This is a genomic window from Brevibacillus sp. MER 51 (genome assembly GCF_023714195.1).
Lineage (GTDB): Bacteria > Bacillota > Bacilli > Brevibacillales > Brevibacillaceae > Brevibacillus.
The window spans coordinates 49,220-68,246 of the sequence record NZ_JAMAUS010000014.1 but is presented as its reverse complement, the minus strand read 5'-3'; the positions used below and the strand labels follow the sequence as shown (position 1 = coordinate 68,246).

19 protein-coding genes are annotated in these 19,027 nt (G+C 49.5%); 6 read left to right on the top strand and 13 right to left on the bottom strand.

The annotated features are described in order from the left end of the window. Positions 1-54: 54 nt before the first annotated feature. The 3 genes from rpmG to M3630_RS24600 all read right to left on the bottom strand — a co-directional run bounded on the left by rpmG (position 55) and on the right by M3630_RS24600 (position 2,562). Complete coding sequence (gene rpmG, locus M3630_RS24610; protein ID WP_012684162.1) at positions 55-204, bottom strand: 50S ribosomal protein L33; 150 nt, start codon at positions 202-204, stop codon at positions 55-57. A gap of 24 nt (positions 205-228) precedes the next feature. Continuing rightward, the gene (locus M3630_RS24605) at positions 229-1,443 is read right to left on the bottom strand and encodes a GTP-binding protein (RefSeq protein ID WP_251253853.1); all 1,215 of its coding nucleotides are present in this window, start codon (positions 1,441-1,443) and stop codon (positions 229-231) included. A 162-nt stretch (positions 1,444-1,605) separates the two neighbouring features. After that, the gene (locus M3630_RS24600; RefSeq protein WP_251253852.1) at positions 1,606-2,562 is read right to left on the bottom strand and encodes a hypothetical protein; all 957 of its coding nucleotides are present in this window, start codon (positions 2,560-2,562) and stop codon (positions 1,606-1,608) included. 254 nt (positions 2,563-2,816) lie between these two features. On the opposite strand from M3630_RS24600, the gene M3630_RS24595 reads away from it, so the two are divergent. The 3 genes from M3630_RS24595 to M3630_RS24585 are packed head-to-tail and all read left to right on the top strand — an operon-like array spanning position 2,817 to position 6,307. Next, positions 2,817-4,181 (top strand): VCBS repeat-containing protein, encoded by a 1,365-nt coding sequence (locus tag M3630_RS24595; RefSeq protein ID WP_251253851.1) that lies wholly within the window; start codon positions 2,817-2,819, stop codon positions 4,179-4,181. A 37-nt stretch (positions 4,182-4,218) separates the two neighbouring features. Continuing rightward, complete coding sequence (locus tag M3630_RS24590) at positions 4,219-4,926, top strand: response regulator transcription factor (protein ID WP_251253850.1); 708 nt, start codon at positions 4,219-4,221, stop codon at positions 4,924-4,926. Next, positions 4,913-6,307, top strand: coding sequence for a sensor histidine kinase (locus tag M3630_RS24585; protein WP_251253849.1), 1,395 nt, complete (start codon positions 4,913-4,915; stop codon positions 6,305-6,307). The genes M3630_RS24590 and M3630_RS24585 overlap by 14 nt, the downstream gene beginning before the upstream one ends. A gap of 106 nt (positions 6,308-6,413) precedes the next feature. Here the strand turns inward: M3630_RS24585 and M3630_RS24580 are convergent, their stop codons facing one another. Then, positions 6,414-7,046, bottom strand: a complete 633-nt coding sequence (locus M3630_RS24580; protein WP_173611851.1) for a nitroreductase family protein — start codon at positions 7,044-7,046, stop codon at positions 6,414-6,416. Positions 7,047-7,173: 127 nt separating this feature from the next. Here M3630_RS24580 and M3630_RS24575 point away from each other — a divergent pair, with 127 nt between their 5' ends. Further along, a complete protein-coding gene (locus M3630_RS24575) occupies positions 7,174-7,929 on the top strand; it encodes an SDR family NAD(P)-dependent oxidoreductase (RefSeq protein WP_251253848.1) in 756 nt (251 codons plus the stop codon). 223 nt (positions 7,930-8,152) lie between these two features. On the opposite strand, the gene M3630_RS24570 is transcribed toward M3630_RS24575, so the two are convergent. From M3630_RS24570 to M3630_RS24560, 3 genes are read right to left on the bottom strand one after another with little or no spacing between them, the layout of a single operon-like run. Next, on the bottom strand, positions 8,153-9,826 hold the full coding sequence (locus tag M3630_RS24570) for a b(o/a)3-type cytochrome-c oxidase subunit 1 (RefSeq protein WP_251253847.1): 1,674 nt from the start codon (positions 9,824-9,826) through the stop codon (positions 8,153-8,155). Between the two features lie 15 nt (positions 9,827-9,841). Further along, positions 9,842-10,309: a cytochrome c oxidase subunit II gene (locus M3630_RS24565; protein ID WP_144618062.1), complete on the bottom strand. Its 468-nt coding sequence runs from the start codon at positions 10,307-10,309 to the stop codon at positions 9,842-9,844. A gap of 23 nt (positions 10,310-10,332) precedes the next feature. Further along, on the bottom strand, positions 10,333-10,500 hold the full coding sequence (locus M3630_RS24560; RefSeq protein ID WP_251253846.1) for a cytochrome c oxidase subunit 2A: 168 nt from the start codon (positions 10,498-10,500) through the stop codon (positions 10,333-10,335). Positions 10,501-10,828: 328 nt separating this feature from the next. On the opposite strand from M3630_RS24560, the gene M3630_RS24555 reads away from it, so the two are divergent. Then, positions 10,829-10,948 carry a putative holin-like toxin gene (locus tag M3630_RS24555; RefSeq protein ID WP_228088406.1) on the top strand — a complete coding sequence of 40 codons (120 nt, stop codon included), beginning with the start codon at positions 10,829-10,831 and terminating at the stop codon, positions 10,946-10,948. Positions 10,949-11,132: 184 nt separating this feature from the next. Here the strand turns inward: M3630_RS24555 and M3630_RS24550 are convergent, their stop codons facing one another. Both M3630_RS24550 and M3630_RS24545 read right to left on the bottom strand, forming a co-directional pair. Then, complete coding sequence (locus tag M3630_RS24550) at positions 11,133-11,789, bottom strand: response regulator transcription factor (protein ID WP_285862150.1); 657 nt, start codon at positions 11,787-11,789, stop codon at positions 11,133-11,135. Next, positions 11,764-12,834, bottom strand: coding sequence for a PAS domain-containing sensor histidine kinase (locus M3630_RS24545; RefSeq protein ID WP_229087904.1), 1,071 nt, complete (start codon positions 12,832-12,834; stop codon positions 11,764-11,766). The genes M3630_RS24550 and M3630_RS24545 overlap by 26 nt, the downstream gene beginning before the upstream one ends. 159 nt (positions 12,835-12,993) lie before the next feature. Between M3630_RS24545 and M3630_RS24540 the strand changes: the two genes are divergently transcribed. Further along, positions 12,994-13,515 carry a GNAT family N-acetyltransferase gene (locus tag M3630_RS24540; protein WP_251253845.1) on the top strand — a complete coding sequence of 174 codons (522 nt, stop codon included), beginning with the start codon at positions 12,994-12,996 and terminating at the stop codon, positions 13,513-13,515. Between the two features lie 41 nt (positions 13,516-13,556). Here M3630_RS24540 and M3630_RS24535 read toward each other — a convergent pair whose 3' ends face one another. From M3630_RS24535 to ytaF, 4 genes are all read right to left on the bottom strand, one after another. Further along, positions 13,557-14,531: a copper amine oxidase N-terminal domain-containing protein gene (locus tag M3630_RS24535; protein ID WP_237899843.1), complete on the bottom strand. Its 975-nt coding sequence runs from the start codon at positions 14,529-14,531 to the stop codon at positions 13,557-13,559. Between the two features lie 127 nt (positions 14,532-14,658). After that, positions 14,659-15,360: a sporulation protein YunB gene (gene yunB / locus M3630_RS24530; protein WP_173611842.1), complete on the bottom strand. Its 702-nt coding sequence runs from the start codon at positions 15,358-15,360 to the stop codon at positions 14,659-14,661. Positions 15,361-15,390: 30 nt separating this feature from the next. Then, complete coding sequence (locus tag M3630_RS24525) at positions 15,391-18,195, bottom strand: calcium-translocating P-type ATPase, SERCA-type (RefSeq protein ID WP_251253844.1); 2,805 nt, start codon at positions 18,193-18,195, stop codon at positions 15,391-15,393. Positions 18,196-18,302: 107 nt separating this feature from the next. Then, entirely contained in the window at positions 18,303-18,980 is a 678-nt protein-coding gene (ytaF, locus tag M3630_RS24520) for a sporulation membrane protein YtaF (protein ID WP_251253843.1), read from the bottom strand. Positions 18,981-19,027 lie beyond the last annotated feature (47 nt).

Below are 19,027 nucleotides of genomic sequence, written 5' to 3'. Positions count from 1 at the left end.
GTGAGTAGAAGGTGTTGGGCTCGGGGCCTATTGCCCTTAGACATTTTTTGGGAATCACTTTGTTTCCCTATGAAGGGTATAGCGCTTTAGTCGCGGGGAATATTTTTTCAGTTCCAATCGCTCGGGATGATTCCGCTTGTTTTTGGATGTGATATAGTTGCGATCTCCGGTTTCAGTGCATTGCAGGGTAATGTTCACGCGCATGGATGTCAGCCTCCTCTTTTTTGGTTACAATGTCGTCTCGATTACAGCATCTGCTGTTGGGAGTGGATCGGGCAGCTTACTCCAGTCCGCCTCGTATTCCTCATCGTTCAGGAGACATGCATCGAGATGCTTCACGATTTGCTCCTGGTTTAGATCGATCCCGATAAAGACGAGCTCTGTGGTTCGATCTCCATGTACGGGATGCCATGTTTGCTGCCAATCTGGCTCCTCTACCAAAATGGCTTGTTGCTCTTCTGCCGATAACGCTGCTGTCCAATAGCCTGCCGTTCCGATTTCGATGGATGGCCCCGCCTGACTGAGTGTCATCGCCACGTCATTTCGTGTCGCCAACCAGAAAAAGCCTTTGGCACGCACGATTTCTTCTGGCCAAGCCTCTAACCACTTTTCAAAACGGGCTGGATGAAACGGTCTGCGACTGCGATAAACGAAGGAGGAAATTCCGTACTCGTCCGTCTCAGGTGTATGCACTTCCTTTTGCAGCTCAGCAATCCATCCCGCTGATTGACTGGCAGTCTCGAAGTCGAACAGATGGGTATTCAAAATTTCTTGCGGGTCCACCTGCCCACGAACAGCGCGGATGAAGCGTGCCTTTGGCTGTAGCTTGCGCAGAACGGCTTCCAGCTGGATTAAATCGTCTGGAGCGACGCGATCGCATTTGTTCAGAATCAGCACATCACAGAATTCAATCTGGTCGATTAAAAGATCCGCGACCTCACGAGTATCCTCTGCGCCAACTGCCTGCCCTCTGTCCAAAAGGTTTTCGCCGGAAGAAAAGTCATGCCAGAAGCGGTACGCATCCACTACGGTTACCATCGTGTCCAGGCGGCATAAGGACGACAAATTAATGCCATTTTCTTCGTCTACGTATGTGAAAGTCTGGGCGACAGGAACCGGCTCGCCTACTCCCGTCGATTCAATCAGTATGTAGTCATACCTTCCTTCCAAAGCCAGACGCTCTACCTCCGTCAGCAAATCCTCTCGCAAGGTGCAGCAAATGCAACCATTCGACAGCTCCACGACCTTTTCGTCCACGCGTGACAGACCACTGCCTGCGAGAATTAGAGAGGCGTCTACGTTTACTTCGCTCAAGTCGTTAACGATTACGGCGACTCGTAGCCCCTCCCGATTGTTCAGGATATGGTTCAGTAGCGTCGTTTTGCCCGCTCCCAAGTACCCGCTCAGGACTGTGACAGGGATTCTCTTTTCGTTTATGTTCATGCTAGATCTCCTTTTCAGTTTTTAAAACGTAATTATTCCGATTTGTTGGTTATCATAACGCGCCAAAATATCTAAAGTCAATACAAAACGTAATTATTACGATTTAAGAAACAAAAAAATCAGCCAGATTTCACTCTGACTGATTCGTCCACGCCTACTCCACTATTGCTTTTTCGCCTTATTCATCCCAACTGCTTCACCATAAACCCCAATGACTGGCTGGTACGACTGACGATCATTTAACTTCCCCTGCTCGACGACTGGCTGCGGGCGATTGTCTTTCCACGTAAGCTGGCTGTACACATGACCTGTCGCAGTCGGCATCGTGACGAGGATGTCTTTTACCTGATCAGCATTGCCATCCGTGATGGAGAGCTTCGGAAGAATACCACTGTCACGTTTTCCTACAGAGATAAACGTCTGCTGATTATCCTTCCCTTCGCGAACTACGACACGCAGGTTATGAGCCGTCTGATTCATCGATACACCCATTTTATCGCCTACAAGCAAAATCAGATCCTTGATATTGTCTCCCGTTACGTCTGCATATTTCGTATCAAGGACAAAGGTACTATCGCTGCTCATACTGAAGCCGCTATTGATCGTCACATCTGGCGACGGCATATTGTCCCAGTCTGCTTTTTGAACCGTTACCTGTAAAAGCTGCGGCTGTTTGTCGACGACGTTCCATACACTGGTCGCCACCGCCAGGCGATCCTCCGTATTCAGCCCCCACAAGATTTGCTTGCCCATGTAACGCAGGTTGCCTTTCGCATCCCGGAATGGCACCAGCTCCACCAGCTTTTGCGTATATCCATTGGTTGCCTTTTGCAACTTTCCATTGGCATGATAAATCCCTTGCTTCACGTACGTAGCCTTATTGTCCGATATATCTACTGTACTCGTCGCTTTTGTTTTTGTGTTCGTTACTTTTGCCACAAATCCATCGGCAAATTGTATGTTGAACGGGATATTTTGCACTGGTTGCAATAAGACTACCGGCGCGTACGCTTGCGATTGGGTGCCGCTCGCTTGAACCGGGTTAGCCCCAACGCCTGAAGCCATGAGAACCGCGCCGCTGCAAAGAACTGCCGCCATCGTTTTGTGCCATGCTTTCATCCTATTCTCCTCCTTCGTATAGATAACATCCAACTCCTATCCTACATTTTTAAACGAATTTGCTAGGTCAATTGTTGCTAGTAAAATGTTCCCTGTTCTCTCGCACTTTTTTCCTGTATAAGGTAGCTTAGAGCATGTTCTTTCGTTCTTGAAAAGCTCCAAAACGGGTTTTTTTACCGTTTTGCAACAAATTTGCGGGATGGGCAAGCTACAATATAGTCAAATGGATGCAGCAACAGAAAGGAACATTTGAAATGAAAAAGGCTTGGCTCGTAACGACAGCACTCTGCGCCTCGCTTGTTAGCGGTTGCGGACTCACAGATACACCCAATGAATTGATGCGCGCCCCGTCAGCAGACGGCGATCAAAAATCAATCAATCAGGCCGTCATGCAATTTTTGCCGGCTGGGTCACAATTATCTGTTCCTCTTCATCCCGCAGAAGCCAGTGCCGTCTCCCTACAGGACCTAAATGGAGATGGAGTTGCAGAGGTCGTCGCTTTTTACAAAACCGAAAAAACCGATTATGAAATCGGTGTGCTTGTGCTTACCCAAAAGCAAGGAAACTGGGAAAAGCTCTCCTCCTTTACTGGTGTCGGCAGCGAATTGGATTACGTCTCCTTTCAAGATCTCACAGGGGACAAAATTCCAGAAATGCTGATCGGAATGGGAGGCGGCGAAGATTTAAACAAGGAGCTCTCCATCTATTCGCTAGCGAATAATATGACCCAGGAATTAATGAAGCAGCCCTATACCATTATGGCAGTAGGCGATTTGACAGGAGATGATCACGCGGATCTCGCTCTCGTTGTTCTCGATAAAAATAACTTCACATCCAAAGCCGAGTTGTACGGGGCGGCGAATGGAACAATCGCCAAAAAGACAGAGATAGCCCTTGACGGATATGTGAATGGTTACTATCAGGCTATCATCGGAAAAGCATCGTCGGCCCGAAACGGACTATTTATTGATGCTGGATTAGGTGCTCACTCTGCTTCCACTGAACTACTCCTCTGGGACAATGGACAACTGTCCAACCCTTTGGCAAAAATAGAAGGAGAGATGGACCTGACCTTCAAGCCTTATTCTTTGGAAAGTGAAGATATCAACGGTGATGGCATCATCGAGATCGGCACAAAGATACAACCCGCTGGGACAGAGGATTTGGCCATGGCAGAAATACCCTGGGTCTCCTCCTACTTCCAATGGGACGGGAAAACGGGCTTGAAACACATTGAGGATCATTATCAAAATTATACACAGGGCTTTGACCTCAAGATTCCGGCAAAATGGGGCGAAAAGTACACCATCTCCATCAACCATGATACGAATCCACTTCTAGTCCGATTCCATTATTATGGCGCGAATGGGAAAAATAAGGCAGAATTACTAACGCTGCAAAGCATTCCACAAAACGAATGGACCAAATTTGAAAGCGGATTGAAGCAAAAGCAAGTTCCCTACATTTTGCTGAAGGAAGAGGGAAAACAAGTCTTGATCGCCATTTTACCGCAAACGACACCTACCCTTGGAAAAGCTGCGCTCGCAGAATATCGATCCATGCAGCTTACCGCAGAGGAGGTTCGTCAGCTCTACAAACCGGTGACGAGCCGGGAATAAAGTGAAATAGTAAATCCTTATCAAGGAGATTTGCCCTATGAAGGTTCTATTACTGGAAGACGAGAAATCCATCCGGGATTTTGTGCGCATCAATCTCAAGCGCGAGGGCTATGAGGTAATCGAGGCTGGGACCGGAGAAGAGGCACTTGATCTCGCAGATCAACAATCGGACATCGTCATCGCGATTCTCGACGTCATGCTCCCCGGCATTGATGGCTTCGAAGTATGCGGGCAGCTACGAAAAAAATATCCGCGTCTCGGGATCATTATGTTGACGGCGAAAAGCCAGGAGTTGGACAAAGTCATGGGTCTCGAATTCGGGGCGGACGATTACGTCTCCAAGCCATTTAGCCCTGCGGAACTGCTGGCCCGTGTCAAAGCGTTGCACCGAAGATTGACACCCATTGCTGAGGCTGAGGACAAAAATGAAATTAACATTGCCCCCTTCAGGCTATTGCTGGATGAACGCAAGCTGATTCGGGTGGAACAAGAAATTGACCTCACGCCAAAAGAATTTGCCATCATCAAATTACTCGCTGAAAATGCGAACAAAGCCATCAGTCGAGACGAGATTTTGACAGCAGTTTGGGGTCAATTTTTTGTCGGGGACTTAAAAATCGTTGATGTGAATATCCGCCGAATCCGGCAAAAAATCGAGGACGATCCGGCTCATCCAGCTTTCCTGGAGACTGTCTGGGGGTATGGCTACCTGTGGCGAAAGGACGTCCCAGATGAAAGGCATTAAGAGTAGGCTGGTTCTTCATTTCGGCCTGATCCTCCTTCTGATCGTGCTGCTTTTGGAAGGACTGTTTTACTGGGCCGTTCATACATATTACATCGGGACTGCGACCGAAGCGTTAGTGACCCGCAGCACGACCTTCACCAATTTTATTAACAAGTACGCCACTGGCTATCGGTTAAAAGACAAAGCACGCTACATTTTGGAGAATGTTTCGAATCAGGAATACGCCAAAATTGAGGTCTTGGACCCGGGAGGAAAAGTCATTCTCAACTCCTACGGCTTTCAGACCAGCGAGATCATCAATACCCCTGACGTCATGGATGCGCTCAAGGGACAAAGTGGTCTCTACATCGGGAAAAGTCCACAATCGCGGGAGCGTGTCATCGCGGTGTCCAATCCGCTTACGTACAGCGGAGAATTTGTAGGCGTTCTTCGGTACACGATCTCTGCTGAACCGCTCTATCAAGCAGTAAATCGCATTGCCTTGTACGGCGCTGGCGTTGGGACAGGCGTAGTCGTCCTTGCTTTTGCACTCAGCCTGCTCATGGCAAAACGAATCGTCGACCCTATTGAAGATTTAACGAATGCGGCCAAACAAATGGCGGAAGGAAATTTCGCTGTCCGCGCACCAAAACGATTCGATGATGAGGTAGGAACACTCGCAGATACTTTCAATTACATGGCAACGGAGATAGGGAAAAACGAAAAACTGAAAAATGACTTCATCTCCTCGGTCTCCCATGAGCTGCGTACCCCACTTACGTCGATTAAAGGGTGGGGCGAAACACTCATTTCGGGTGGTTTGGAAGAACCTGAAGAGACAATGCTCGGTTTGGAAGTCATCTCCAAGGAGACAGATCGTCTGATTGGTCTGGTCGAGGAATTACTCGATTTCTCGAAGTTTCAATCCGGTGAGATGAAATTGTCTCGAGAACGTATGGATGTCCGGGATCTTCTCCATGATTTGCATCTTCAATTTTCAGTACGTGCCAACGCCAAACAAATCGAGTTGAAACTGGAGACTCCCCCTACTCCACTCATGGTTATGGGAGACCCGAATCGGCTGAAGCAAGTATTTGTGAATCTATTGGACAACGCGTTAAAATTCACGCCACAAAATGGCTCGATCATCATCGCAGCTTCCTTGTCAGGCGATAGGCTCCTTGTCACTGTCACGGATACTGGTGAAGGCATTAACCCGGAAGACCTGCCACATGTCACAGAAAAGTTTTTCAAGGGGCGCTCCAAGCTCTCCGGCAGTGGTTTGGGATTGGCAATCTGCAAAGAGATCATTCAACTCCATGCCGGGAGGTTTTCGGTTAGCAGCGCCCTTGGTCAAGGAACATCGATTATGGTGGATTTACCGTTGTTGGCGAATCAATAAGGCAGGAAGAGCGGGTTGCTCTCCTGGAGAAGATATTGCAAAAAAACTCACCCTTGCCGCATTGAAAATGAGGCGTGGATGAGTTTTTTGCTGTTAGTACACGATATTAGAAGCTGTTTTGAATGACCAACTGATCCAGACCAAAACGGGAAGTCGAATAAGCTTGCACGCTTGCTTTCCCCAAAGTCAGCATGAGTGTTGGCAAATAGCGGGATGGGATGTTCAGCTCTTTAATGAGCGCATCACGGTTGTATCCACCCATCGGGCACGTGTCGTATCCTTTTGCTTTTGCCGCCAGCATGAGCTGCATCGCTGCATAGGACGAATTACGGATTGCTTCATCGCGCGCGATTTCCGGGTTGTTATTGTAAGCCCCTTCGATTTGCGCGATCATGGTCTCCCGTACTTGCTCTGTAACGTAACCTTTTGCCAATGCTTCATCATAAACAGGGCGAGCAGACTTGTAAGCCTCCAGATCGCCGAGAATGATGATCGTAGCGTAAGCATCCACTACCTGCTGCTGGTTGTAAGCGATTGGGAGCAGTTTTTCTTTGATAGCAGGATCGGTCACGACGAGAAAACGCCAATGCTGCAAGTTCCAGGAAGATGGCGCACTTGCTGCAAGACGCAGGATTTCGTTCAGCTCGCCTTGTGGAATTTTTTCATTCGGGTCGTATTTACGCACGCTGTGACGGGCTTCCATTACCTGTTCAGCGGTAATTTTCAGTTCTGAATTCATGGTTGAATCTCCTCCATACGGTATAGTACGCTGTTAAAAAGATACTACTTACTTTATTATCGTTACAAACATTTTGCAATTATTTTTTACACTTTGCTTCATACCCTATTGTTTGGAGGCACTCCCGATGAAATACACGGATAACATTGTCATCGTCACTGGCGGTGGCCAAGGCATCGGACGGGCTGTGGCCACCATGTATGCTGCCGAAGGAGCACATGTCGTCATTGCCGAGTGCAATCGCGCAGCAGGAGAAGAAACGGCCTCGCTAATCAACACAACAGAAGCAGTGAAAGGCACGGCACACTTCGAGCACATCGACGTCAGCGTACCAGCGCAAATCGAACAGTTGATGAGAACCGTCGATGAACGCTGGGGGCGGCTCGATGTTTTGATCAACAACGCGGGCTTGTCCGTATGGGAATCTCCCTATGAACTGACCGTGGAAGCATGGGACCATATCTTGAACACAAATTTGCGAAGTGTTTTTCTCGCATCGAGAGAAGCAGCAAAAATCATGCGTCGCCATGGTGGAGGCGCAATCATTAATCTTTGTTCGACGCGGGCACATATGTCTGAGCCACACTCGGAGGCATACGCGGCTTCCAAAGGAGGTATTTTATCCTTAACACATGCGCTTGGTGTATCACTCGGCCCCGATGGGATTCGGGTCAATGCGATCTCTCCCGGCTGGATTGAACACCGCGATTATGCCGCTCTTCGTCCCGGTGATCATGCCCAGCATCCGGCAGGTCGCGTAGGAACACCCGATGATATTGCCCGTGCGTGTCTATTTTTGACGCAAAAGGACAACGATTTCATTACGGGTACTGAGCTGATTGTAGATGGCGGAATGACTCGCAAGATGATATACGAGCCATAAGCTAAACCAATGCCCTCCCTCTTGAATATGCTGTGCTAACAAGAGAAAAAGGAGGAGTTGTATGCCATTTGAAGAGGAAGACCTCAGAATTCTCGCCCTATGGCTTTTGGCAATTGGGTATTTGATTCTTGCCTTTACCGAATTGGCAGCGCTAGAGTTTTTTTAAAAAAGGAGAGCCGCTCGCTTCCAAACGGAATGAGCGGCTTTTTTCGTACGTATCGTCTTACCAAGTCACAAAAGGCGGCGAGCCTGGTGCCTGGTGCTGAATTTGTTGCAAAATCGGATAACCGTACGCGAGAATAATCAGGAAGGCAACCAATCCGATCCAAACTGGCCAGCGTTCCAAAATTTTTGGAACTTCTTGCGTTGTCTCTGTCTCGGCAATCGGATATTCTGTATTCCCTTTTGGTGCGTAGAACGTCAGATACAGCAAGATCAGGATCAAGAGAATCGCAGATACGAACAACAATCCTCCACCGAAAGCCATCAAGCGCTGGTAATCCATCCAGCCCAGAGCTAACGGGTGATCCATATACGTTGTGTAGTCTGTTCGTCGTGGCGCCCCTTGCAAGCCCATTGTGTGCATGGCGAGCGACATCAAGAACATTCCTACTGCCCAGAATACCGTTTGCACCATTGCCATCCGATTCGCAGTCTTGGTCAACTTCCGGCCGGTCAATGCTGGAATCAGCCAAAAGGTGACGCCGAAGAAGGTGAGCGCAACAGCTGCCCCTACCGTGATGTGGAAGTGACCGGTAACCCAAATCGTATTGTGCACAACCGCGTTAATCTGGTTACTTGCGTTAATAATTCCCCCAGCTCCGCCAGGAATGAAGAACAGCATCCCTACAAAAGGAGCAAAGAAACGTACGTCTGTCCAAGGCAGTTTTTTGAACCAACCGAAAAGTCCAACTCCGCCTTTTTTACGTCCAGTCGTTTCAAAGATGGCAAACATCGAAAATGCTGTCATCAGTGATGGGATTACAACAATCAACGTCAGTGTAACGTGAATCATTTTCCAAGCTGGTGAGATTCCCGGCTCCATCAATTGGTGGTGGAACCCGACAGGGATCGAGAACAACAGCAGGCAGATAAAAGCGAGTCGACTGAGCGAGTCACTGAAGATGTGACCGCCAATGATTCTTGGTAAACATACATACCATGCCATATAAGCAGGCAATAGCCAGAAATAAACGAGCGGATGTCCGAAAAACCAGAACAGCGTACGGCTGAGCATGACATTAATCGTTGGCACCAGCCCGAGTGACCACGGGATGAGTTGGAACAGAACCTCCACCGCTACAGGAATCGTAGCAGTAATCCACAGGATGTAAGTAGTAACCCCCATGTAGAGGAAGAGCGGAGACGTTTTCCCTTTATTTTCACGTTTCCATTTACGATAGCTGGCAAAAACACCGAATCCAGCTAGCCAGCTACCTACTACGAGCAAGGCAGAACCAATGTAAAAGTACGGAGATGCTTTCAGTGGTGCGTAGAACGTATAAAGGACAGAGGCTTCATTCAACAGAATGGTGACAACAGCCATCAACGTCCCTAGCGTCATGAGAATCCAGCCTGCCCATCCGAATTTCAGAGCGGCTCCGTGCAAGGAACCACCTGTCGTGCGGGCAACTCCTGAGAATATAAATCCGACGATGAAGTACGTGGTAAAAATAAGTGCCATCAACACGCCATGGGCAGTCAAAATTTGATAGTAATTTGTCCAGCTCGGCAGTTCCATGATTCCACCGCGAACCATGCCCTGTACCATCCCTGCCACAGCTGCCAATCCGAATGCAATATAAGCTACCCACACATAGGCCAAACTAAGCGTTGCCGCAGAACGCTGAACCGGAACATGGGGGAGTGTATCGTCGATCTTCCGTGCGATTACCATAGGATTCACCTACCTTTATTTCACAATAATCGTGGTCGCCATAACCTGATGACCTGCGCCACAGTATTCGTTACAAAGGATCAAATACTCACCTGGCTCGTCAAACGTGTGTGTCGCCGAGCTGATGTGCCCAGGCAGAACCATGAAATTAATGTTGGTCTCTGGAATCTGGAATCCGTGAATAACGTCTGGACTCGTAACGTGGAAATTCACCGTTGCGCCAACTGGTATTTCCATCTTGGTCGGAGAGAAGCCGAACGCAAATGCTGTCATATAAGCGTCGTATTCGTTGTCCCCTACCTGTTTCAAGCCTGGTTTATCAAAAGGAGGCGTCTCCGTAACCTTCTCCGGATCAATCATTTCCATATTACTTGGCGGAGCCATCCCCATGGCAAACGCATTGACGCACAACAATACAATAAATAAGGCCAAACCACCTGCGCCAAGCATCAACCAGATTTTTTCATATCGATGCAAATGCATAAGTACCCTCCTTTACTTCCTTATTACGCCCTATCCAGAAAAAGCCCGAATACACCCAACCAACCGACTAGAATGATACCTCCGACGATCAGAACCGCGACAAACGTTCCCTTCAAGTCTTCCTGGTCCGTTTGCAGCTTGCTGGATTTTAATTTCTTGCCTTTCTCCGCCTTGTCAACTTGCGTCTCCATCGCGCTCATCTCCTTTCCTACGTGCCTCATGGGCGCGGTGTAGTTTTCACGCCTTCATTCTAACGCTGGAACCCCTTGGAAGTAATTCGGGGAAATCCCCTAAAATGTTCCGGGAAACCCCTGATTTCGACCGTTTTATGACCATTTTTGGTCACAGGTTCGACACAAAAAAAGACGACCCCGTATGGGGATCGTCCACTTAAAAATATCTTCTATAAAAGCTAGTACCTTTCACAGAACAGTAGTAAAATTAAGACAAGTACATAGACACGGCTCTCAAGGGTGGTCGGCTCATCTCCCATGTCGGAAACGGAAGGGGGGTGAGATTATGGCAATTACTAGCGAAATGTTTACACTCATGCTCCAATTTGGCAGCTTCATCGTTGCCCTTCTTGGACTTATTGTAGCAATCGTTGTTGCCCTGACCAAAAAAAATGACCGCTCTTGAGCTAGCAGGCCTGAGCGGTCATCCCCGTTTTAAATTCTGCTGAGCCGATCCCCCTTACAGGGTACCGTCTACTGTACGATAGATCAGAGTGTTCCAGCACTCTGGTCTATTTATTTTAGCCTTAAATTCTTAGCTTTATCATAACATATGGTTTGACCGTTGACTATATACAACAGATGGTACGCTACTCAAAATCCAGCCAGCCCTTCTTAATCGCATACCGCACCAAATCAGGCCGCGTGCGCAGGTGGAGCTTTTCCATAATATGCGCTTTATGTGATTCTACCGTCTTGACGGAAACAGTGAGCTGCTCCGCAATTTCCTTATTGCTGAAGCCCTTTGCGATCAAGACCAGCACTTCTTTTTCCCGATCTGTCAGGATGTCGTACTTGGCCTGCTCCTCACCATTCTTGACCATCTGCAGGAATTCCTCGATCAGCGATTTCGTCGCAGATGGATACAAATAGGCCATGCCATGATTGACCGAGCGAATCGCCGTGATCAAATCGAGGTCTGGGGCGCTTTTTAAAATATAGCCGGCAGCACCGGCTTGCAGTACCCGAAACAAGTATTCCTCGTCATCATGCATCGTAAGTACAAGCACCTGAATGTCTGGTGCCGTTTCCTTCAGTCTGGCTGTTGCCGTCAAGCCGTTTTCCCCAGGCGGCATGCTCAAATCCATCAGAACGACGTTGGGACGGACTTCCCATGCTTTTTCACATGCCTCTTTTCCGTCAGCTGCATAACCGACGACTTCCATGTCCTCCTGGGCGTTGATCAGCATCCCCAGCCCAGAGCGTACAATCGCATGATCATCAGCGATCAAGACGCGAATGCTCATCCTCTACCCCCTCCTTCGGCACCGGAATTCGGACGATCACCGTCGTTCCTTCCTCGGGTGCGGAGCGAATATCAACGGTACCGCCAAGCAGCTGGGCACGCTCCTTCATGCCAAACACACCGAGACCTTTGCCGATGTTCAATGTTTTCTCTACTTCAAACCCTACGCCGTCATCCACAATCGTGACGACAATTTCCTTCTCCCGATTCTCGAACATGATTCCCAGATGGCTCGCCTTTGCGTATTTTGCCGTATTGGTCATGGCTTCCTGTACAATCCGGTATAACGCTGTTTCCATCGCAGCGGAGTATCTGCGTTTCTCCCCCTGAACATGCAGCTCCACCTGGATATGAAACGTCTTTTCTACCCGTTTCATCAACGAACGTAATGCAGGCAGTAAACCGAGATCATCCAGTGCAGACGGACGCAGCTCCAGCGCCATGCGCTTCACTTCCTCCATCGCCTTCGAAGTCATATTCACCAATTCCGTGACATGCTGCATAACTGGCTCGCTCAATTCTCGTTGTCTGACTACGTTTAGTCCCACTAAAATACTATAAAGCGCCTGCCCTACGCCATCATGCAGCTCTCGGGCGATGCGCTTTCTTTCTTCTTCTTGTGCCTGGATCGCAAAATTCGTCAGCTTGTACTGATAGCGCTCTTTTTCCACTCGCTGTTGCGCAGACATATCACGCAAAATCATGACCAGCTTCCCCTGCGATTCATCCTCTAGTCTCGCAGAGCTGGCAGCGACAGGGTAATCCACACCCGATTTCGTTCGGAGCCTCATTTCGAATGAAGGCATTTGCACGCGCTTAAAAAAGCAATCCGTGCAGCTCGTTTCTTCCATACACGTTGCCATTCCGAGACACAGCTCGCAAATATGTTTATCTCGAATCAGCTCTTCTTCTGTCCAGCCCGTCATCTGCTCAAACGCAGCATTGGCCTTTACGATTCGTCCCTCCTGATCAATCACCAGGATCGCATCGCTGACGTTGGCAAAAATGGACTGCATCAGGGAAAGCACTTCACTCGACGTACCCATGGCTCCTCCTTTTGAGACAATCATCCTAACGTTATTGTAAAGTTTCCATAAAAGAAAGTGTATCAGGGAATTCCCTGAACATCATCGGATTGACTTTTTATTAAATTAGAATATCATCTAATTAGATTAATGACAAATTCTCTGAAAGGAGCTTTTGACATGCCTAGCACTACTCCCTTCCCAGCCTATAGCGCTCGATTGGTTTTTCAGCCCGTCACGGAACACGATTTCCCCGAACTGCTGACGGTGTACAATTCAAACCCCGATTATATGGAGTTTGCCTTCGGAAAACGAGTCGTCACTTTGCAAACAGTAGAAGATGACCATCAAGATAATCTGGCTTTTGCGGACTCCTACAGCTTTTCGATAAGAAAAGTACACGGTACCGAAATCATCGGGATCGCCCAGTTCATTTTGCGTAATCCGCGGGATGGCCAGCCTTGGCTCGGCCTCATCATGCTGCACAGCGCCTACCAGAGTCACGGCTACGCTAGAGAATTCCTCGATACATTAACTGCCTGGTACCGGGAAAACGGCTACACCTCTCTGCATCTGGCCGTTTTGGAGAAGAATAGCCGGGTCGTGCCTTTTTACGAGAGATACGGTTTTGCTGTCTACGAGGAAAGAGAGACGGAAAAGCTCGGTCGCGTCATCTGTATGAAATACTCGATCCAGTCATGAACGTAAAAAACGGGACAGCAAATGCCATCCCGTTCTTTCTCTTACTCTACTACGATTTTCTCAGCAGTACCGATAGGCGGTAGGCTCTTTGTCATCATTGGGCCGTAAAAGGCCACTACTTGCATATCCTCTTTCAGCTCAGCTGGCGAGAGTACTTTGTTGTCTCGCGCATTGATGATCACCGTTTTTTCGGTAATGTTCAGGTTGATTTTTTCTTGGGAGGTGGCAGTAATACCGCGACCTTCTACGAGCATTTTGTAGTTGCCGTCTTTGTCAGCAGAGATGCTCGCTACTTTTCCCGCTGTCCCCAGGACGTCCTGAGTCTCCAGTCCACCTTTTACCGTAATGCTGAGCGCGCTCGTTTGTGGCGGCAAGCTCATCGCCATGAATTTTTCGGTCGTAGCATCTACGGCCATACCCAGCTTCAAGTCTTCTGGCTTCAGCACTTTACCAGCTTCATCCGTAATTTTGGTGTCTTCTGTCAGGTGCAGGATGATGCCAGACTCATAGATGTTCAGTGTAACCGAGTAGCCTTTATCGGATTTGTTGATGTTCGTAATGGTACCTGTGCGCATAGGAGCGATTTCGTCCTCCACTACTGTCACTGTATCATCGGTTACATTCACGTCTGCTTGCAGGATTTCGTCTACGAATTTAACTGGCACATAGGTGCTGCCATTCAGTACGCGAGGCTCTGCTCCCAGCGTTTTGTACATTTTTGCGAAAGGATAGCGATCCTCTCCTTCTTTTGCGTAGCTGGTGATCGCGCCTCTTTGCACTTCTGCTGCTTTTTCCTTGTCGTTCCAGCTTACTTTGAAACCAAGGGCTTCAGCAACAGGACGAAGTGGAACCAGTACGGTTTGTTGACCTTTATCGAAGATCGCATCTTGTGCGATTGATTGACCGTTAATGTTAACAGAAAGTTCTTTTACGGGTTCGGAGGTTGCAGATGCCACGCTAGTTCCCAAAACGGCCAGTGCCGCGATTGTCATCATACCTGTACGGAATGTTTTCATATTGTTTATGCCTCCAATGTGCTTGCTTGTTTTTTGTGTGTCTCTATTCATTGGACGGCACCCTTTCAGAAACGTTTCAAATTAATTTTCATAGATGTGTAAATCGTTCGCGTAAAAGCGAAAAACATCACGGCTGGCTTGGGATTTGGCTGTTTTGTGGCATCGGCACATCGGGCTTGCCTGACTGGTTGTCGTACAAATAAGTCGGTACCTTGCCGACAATCAGGGCTTCGGAGACCGGGATTTGTGTGGTGACCGTCTGTTGTTTAGTCGCGAACGGGATAATGACCCGCAAATCGACCTCGACATGAATGTAGACAGTCACCAGCACCATGTTGATCCCGGCTTGCTTCAGGCCTGTTTCCAACTTCGTTTTGACGGCTCCAATCGGAACGAACGATACCGGAATATCAGGCCCAAAGTGCTCCAGAAAGACGTTTTTCGTAGCCAAGCCTAGTGGTATGGTTGTCTGGACGTGCTCCTGCTCGAATTCCTTCAAGCGATTTTGAATACGGGCTGTCGTTTCCCCCACAATCCGGGAGTACTCTTTGAAGTTAAAATTCACCGCTTTGATGCTGCCATTCTCGTCTTTCTCCATGATGACAACTTCGTTGACGTCGACACCCTGCTGGGTCATGCGTTTGGTGACTGCATCGGTAATGGCGAGCTTGGCAACCTGCTCTGCCTTGGCCTGGGCAATCAACATTAGCGTCGGCTCTACCCTGCGTTCCACAACGATAAACAAAACGATCAATACCACAATAATCAGCAGGAACCCCGCGAAAATTCTCCGTCTACGTCTTTTCCATCCTCCCCTTCTCAAGCGCACGATATCTCCCTCTCCCCTTTTGCGGCTCGGTTAGTCAGGACGAACCGTACGCATAGCTGGGCGTTTTTCTTTGCTTGTGCGCTGTCTGCTGCCGGTAAGCACCCCGCCGATTCCCGCGACAAACGTAGGAACTCCCGCCGCGACCAAAATTAATGCCCAATCGCGCAGATTGAGATCCGTTGTTTTAAAGATCGGCTGGAGCGCCTCCATGTACACGACACCGATCACGAGCACAATCGACGAAAGTACCGCCCAAACGAGGTATTTATTTTCAAATACATTGCGGTGAAAGACGCTGTATTGACTCCGGCAATCGAAAACATGAATCAACTGCGCCATAACCAATGTGACGAAAGCGACAGTCTGGGCGTGCACCAAGTCATTCGGATTCTCTTTGAGTGTCAGCCAGAACGCCAAGAGCGTCATCGCCCCGATGAGAAAGCCGCGGCTAATAATTTTCCAGCCTAACCCTCGGCTGAATATGTTCTCTGCCTTGTTGCGCGGCTTCTGATACATCGTATCTTTTTCCGCCTGATCGATGCCCAGCGCCATGGCTGGTAAGCCATCCGTCACGAGATTGACCCATAAGATCTGTATCGGCACCAAAGGCAAGGGAAGCCCGAGGAGCATTGCAAAAAACATGACGAGAATCTCACCTACGTTGGACGCCAGCAAATAACGGATGAATTTTCGAATGTTGTCATAGATGTTGCGCCCTTCCTCTACTGCGGCGACAATCGTGGCGAAGTTATCGTCGCGCAGCACGAGATCGGCGGCTTCCTTCGTCACATCCGTACCGGTAATCCCCATCGCGATCCCAATGTCTGAGGTCTTAATCGCAGGCGCGTCATTGACACCGTCTCCAGTCATGGCGACAACATGGCCTTGGCTTTGCAGAGCACGGACGATCCGCAGCTTGTGCTCAGGAGACACACGGGCATAGACAGTGACTCGCTCCGCATACTCTGCGAGCTGCTCATCTGACATGCCATCCAGCTCCCGCCCCTCCAATACTTCTCCGTAGCCACGCATCAAACCAATCTGCCGGGCGATTGCTTCTGCTGTCACCTTGTGGTCGCCTGTAATCATGACCGTCTTGATTCCTGCTTGATGGCAAAGATTGATAGCTGGACGGACCTCTTCACGCGGCGGATCGATCATCCCGGCCAATCCGACAAAGACGAGATTGTTTTCCAGAGAGCCGATCGGCTGTCCCGGACGATAGCCTTGCAGTGTCTTATAGGCGAAGCCCAATACGCGCAACGCTTTGCCTGCCATCCGTTCCGTTTGCTCCAGTACTTGGTGGCGAAGCGTCGCGGAGAGTGGCATGAGCTCTCCCTTCCACAAAATGTGTGTCGATCTCGCCAGCAATGCCTCCGCCGCGCCTTTGGTCAGCAGGGAATACACACCGTCCGTCCCCTTTTCGACGACCGACATCATTTTGCGGTCAGAATCAAAGGGTAGCTCCTCCACACGCTGTCCCTGATTCTTTTGGTTGCTACGCTCTGTATCGCCACCCAATGCTTTCGCGGCAAGCACCTTGAGAGCACCTTCGGTCGGGTCGCCTACAACTTGCCAAAAACGTGACGCCTTGCCCATCCCAAGCAGATTGCGCGTGCTTTGCTCCTCGCATGTCAAACGGGCATTGTTGCATCTGTCTGCGATTCGGATGATTTGCGAGAGCGCTCCGTCACGGGCGGGAGATACCATTTTCCCCAGGTAGTGAAAGGCTCCCTCAGGTGCGTAGCCGCTACCGCTCACCTCATACGTGGAATCGCTGTGCCACACTTGGGTAACGGTCATTTTATTTTGAGTCAGGGTCCCTGTTTTATCGGAGCAAATAACAGAGGCGCAGCCCAACGTCTCGACTGATGGGAGCTTGCGTACGATCGCATTGCGGCGGATCATCCGCTGGACGCCAAGCGCTAACGCGACAGTCACAATCGCCGGCAAGCCTTCCGGGATCGCCGCCACTGCGAGACTCACCCCGGCGAGGAACATCGTAAACAGCTCATGACCATGCCAGACACCAGCAGCAATGACCACAATCGTCAACAGCAGTGCGACGACCACGAGAATTTTGCCCATTTGCTCCAATCGCAGCTGCAAAGGGCTTTCTGCTTCTTCCGCTGTATTCATCAAGTGCGCGATTTTCCCGATTTCCGTGCTCATCCCTGTCGCGACAACGATACCGCTCCCTGTTCCTCCCGTTACCATCGTGCCCATGAACGCGAGATTTTTTTGGTCGCCAAGCGGTACAGTGGAGGCCTGGGCTGTCTCCAGTCTTTTCACGTTTTTTCCGACGGGGACAGACTCCCCTGTCAACGCAGACTCCTCTACCTCTAGCCGATTGGCCGAAAGCAAGCGCAAATCTGCGGGAACACGATCCCCGGCCTCCAATTGGACCAGGTCACCAGGTACCAGCCGCGAAGCCGGTATCATGGAAATGTTCCCACCCCGGATGACCCGCGCCATCGGGGATGCCAGCTCCTTTAGCGCTTGCAAGGATCGCTCAGCCTTGGCCTCCTGAATAAAACCAAGGATGCCGTTAATGAGGATGATCGCGATGATCGCAATCGCATCCAAGTACTCTCCGAGGAAGTACGAGATCAGTGTTGCGATGAACAGGATGAGTACCATAAAATCCTTGAACTGATCAACAAAGACCGAGTAGAGAGGCTTTCGCTTTTGTTCAGCCAACTGGTTGGCACCTTGTTTAGCCAGTCGCCGCTCCGCCTCCTGCTGAGTCAACCCTTGCGCAGCATCACTATGAAGGGCTTCGGTCACGTCGGCTGCCGCCAGCGTGTACCATTTTCGAATTGGCTGTGTATCCACCTACATCTCCTCCATCCACATCTCACTCATTTTCATGTGTATGCAGACGAGCTCGAAAATAAAACAACCCGTCCATTTATCTGGACGGGTCCGCGTTAGTTTGTCGGTTATTTCAAACTTTTGGCTACACCAATGCAAATCAACAAAATCGGCGGCAGCCAGGTGAGTCGCGTCAGCCATCTGGCTTTTCCGGCGCGCCTGCCGAGGCCAATTCCTATCACAAGAAGCAAGGCACTCATCACCGCAATACAGAGAGCGACGAGCAGTGGTGAGTATCCCAAAAACGTAAGGCTAATGCCTGCGCCGAAAGCATCCAATGACAGGGCCAGCCCCAACATGACGGCCTCCCAGCCCATAATATGCCCAGAACGGTCAGCATCGGCTTTGGATGGATCTTTTAAAATCTGAATCATGACACCAAAAATGCGGAACTGCGACAATAATACGATGGGCTCCTGCTCTTCCTGTTTTTCTGCGGCTACAACAGCAGTAGACTCCTGAGCCTCTGTCCCCGACCGTGTCGCAATGAGCCGCCACAGAGTAAACAAACCCATGAGGATCAAGACCGCGGCTCCAATATACTGGCCAATCTCGGGTGTTAACCATTCGGTGAGGGATGAGCCTACGAGCATGACACCATATACAACAGCAAACGAACAACCGGAAACGACAACGAGCGACAAAAAGGGCATTCTCATGTTCCGTAAACCATACGTCAATCCTACACTGACACTGTCCATGCTGATGGCCAGGGAAACGAGCAGGAGTGCGAGCCATCCGCTCATATGTGGTCACCTCTTTCCCATTGCCTATTAGGTATACGCGAAAAGCT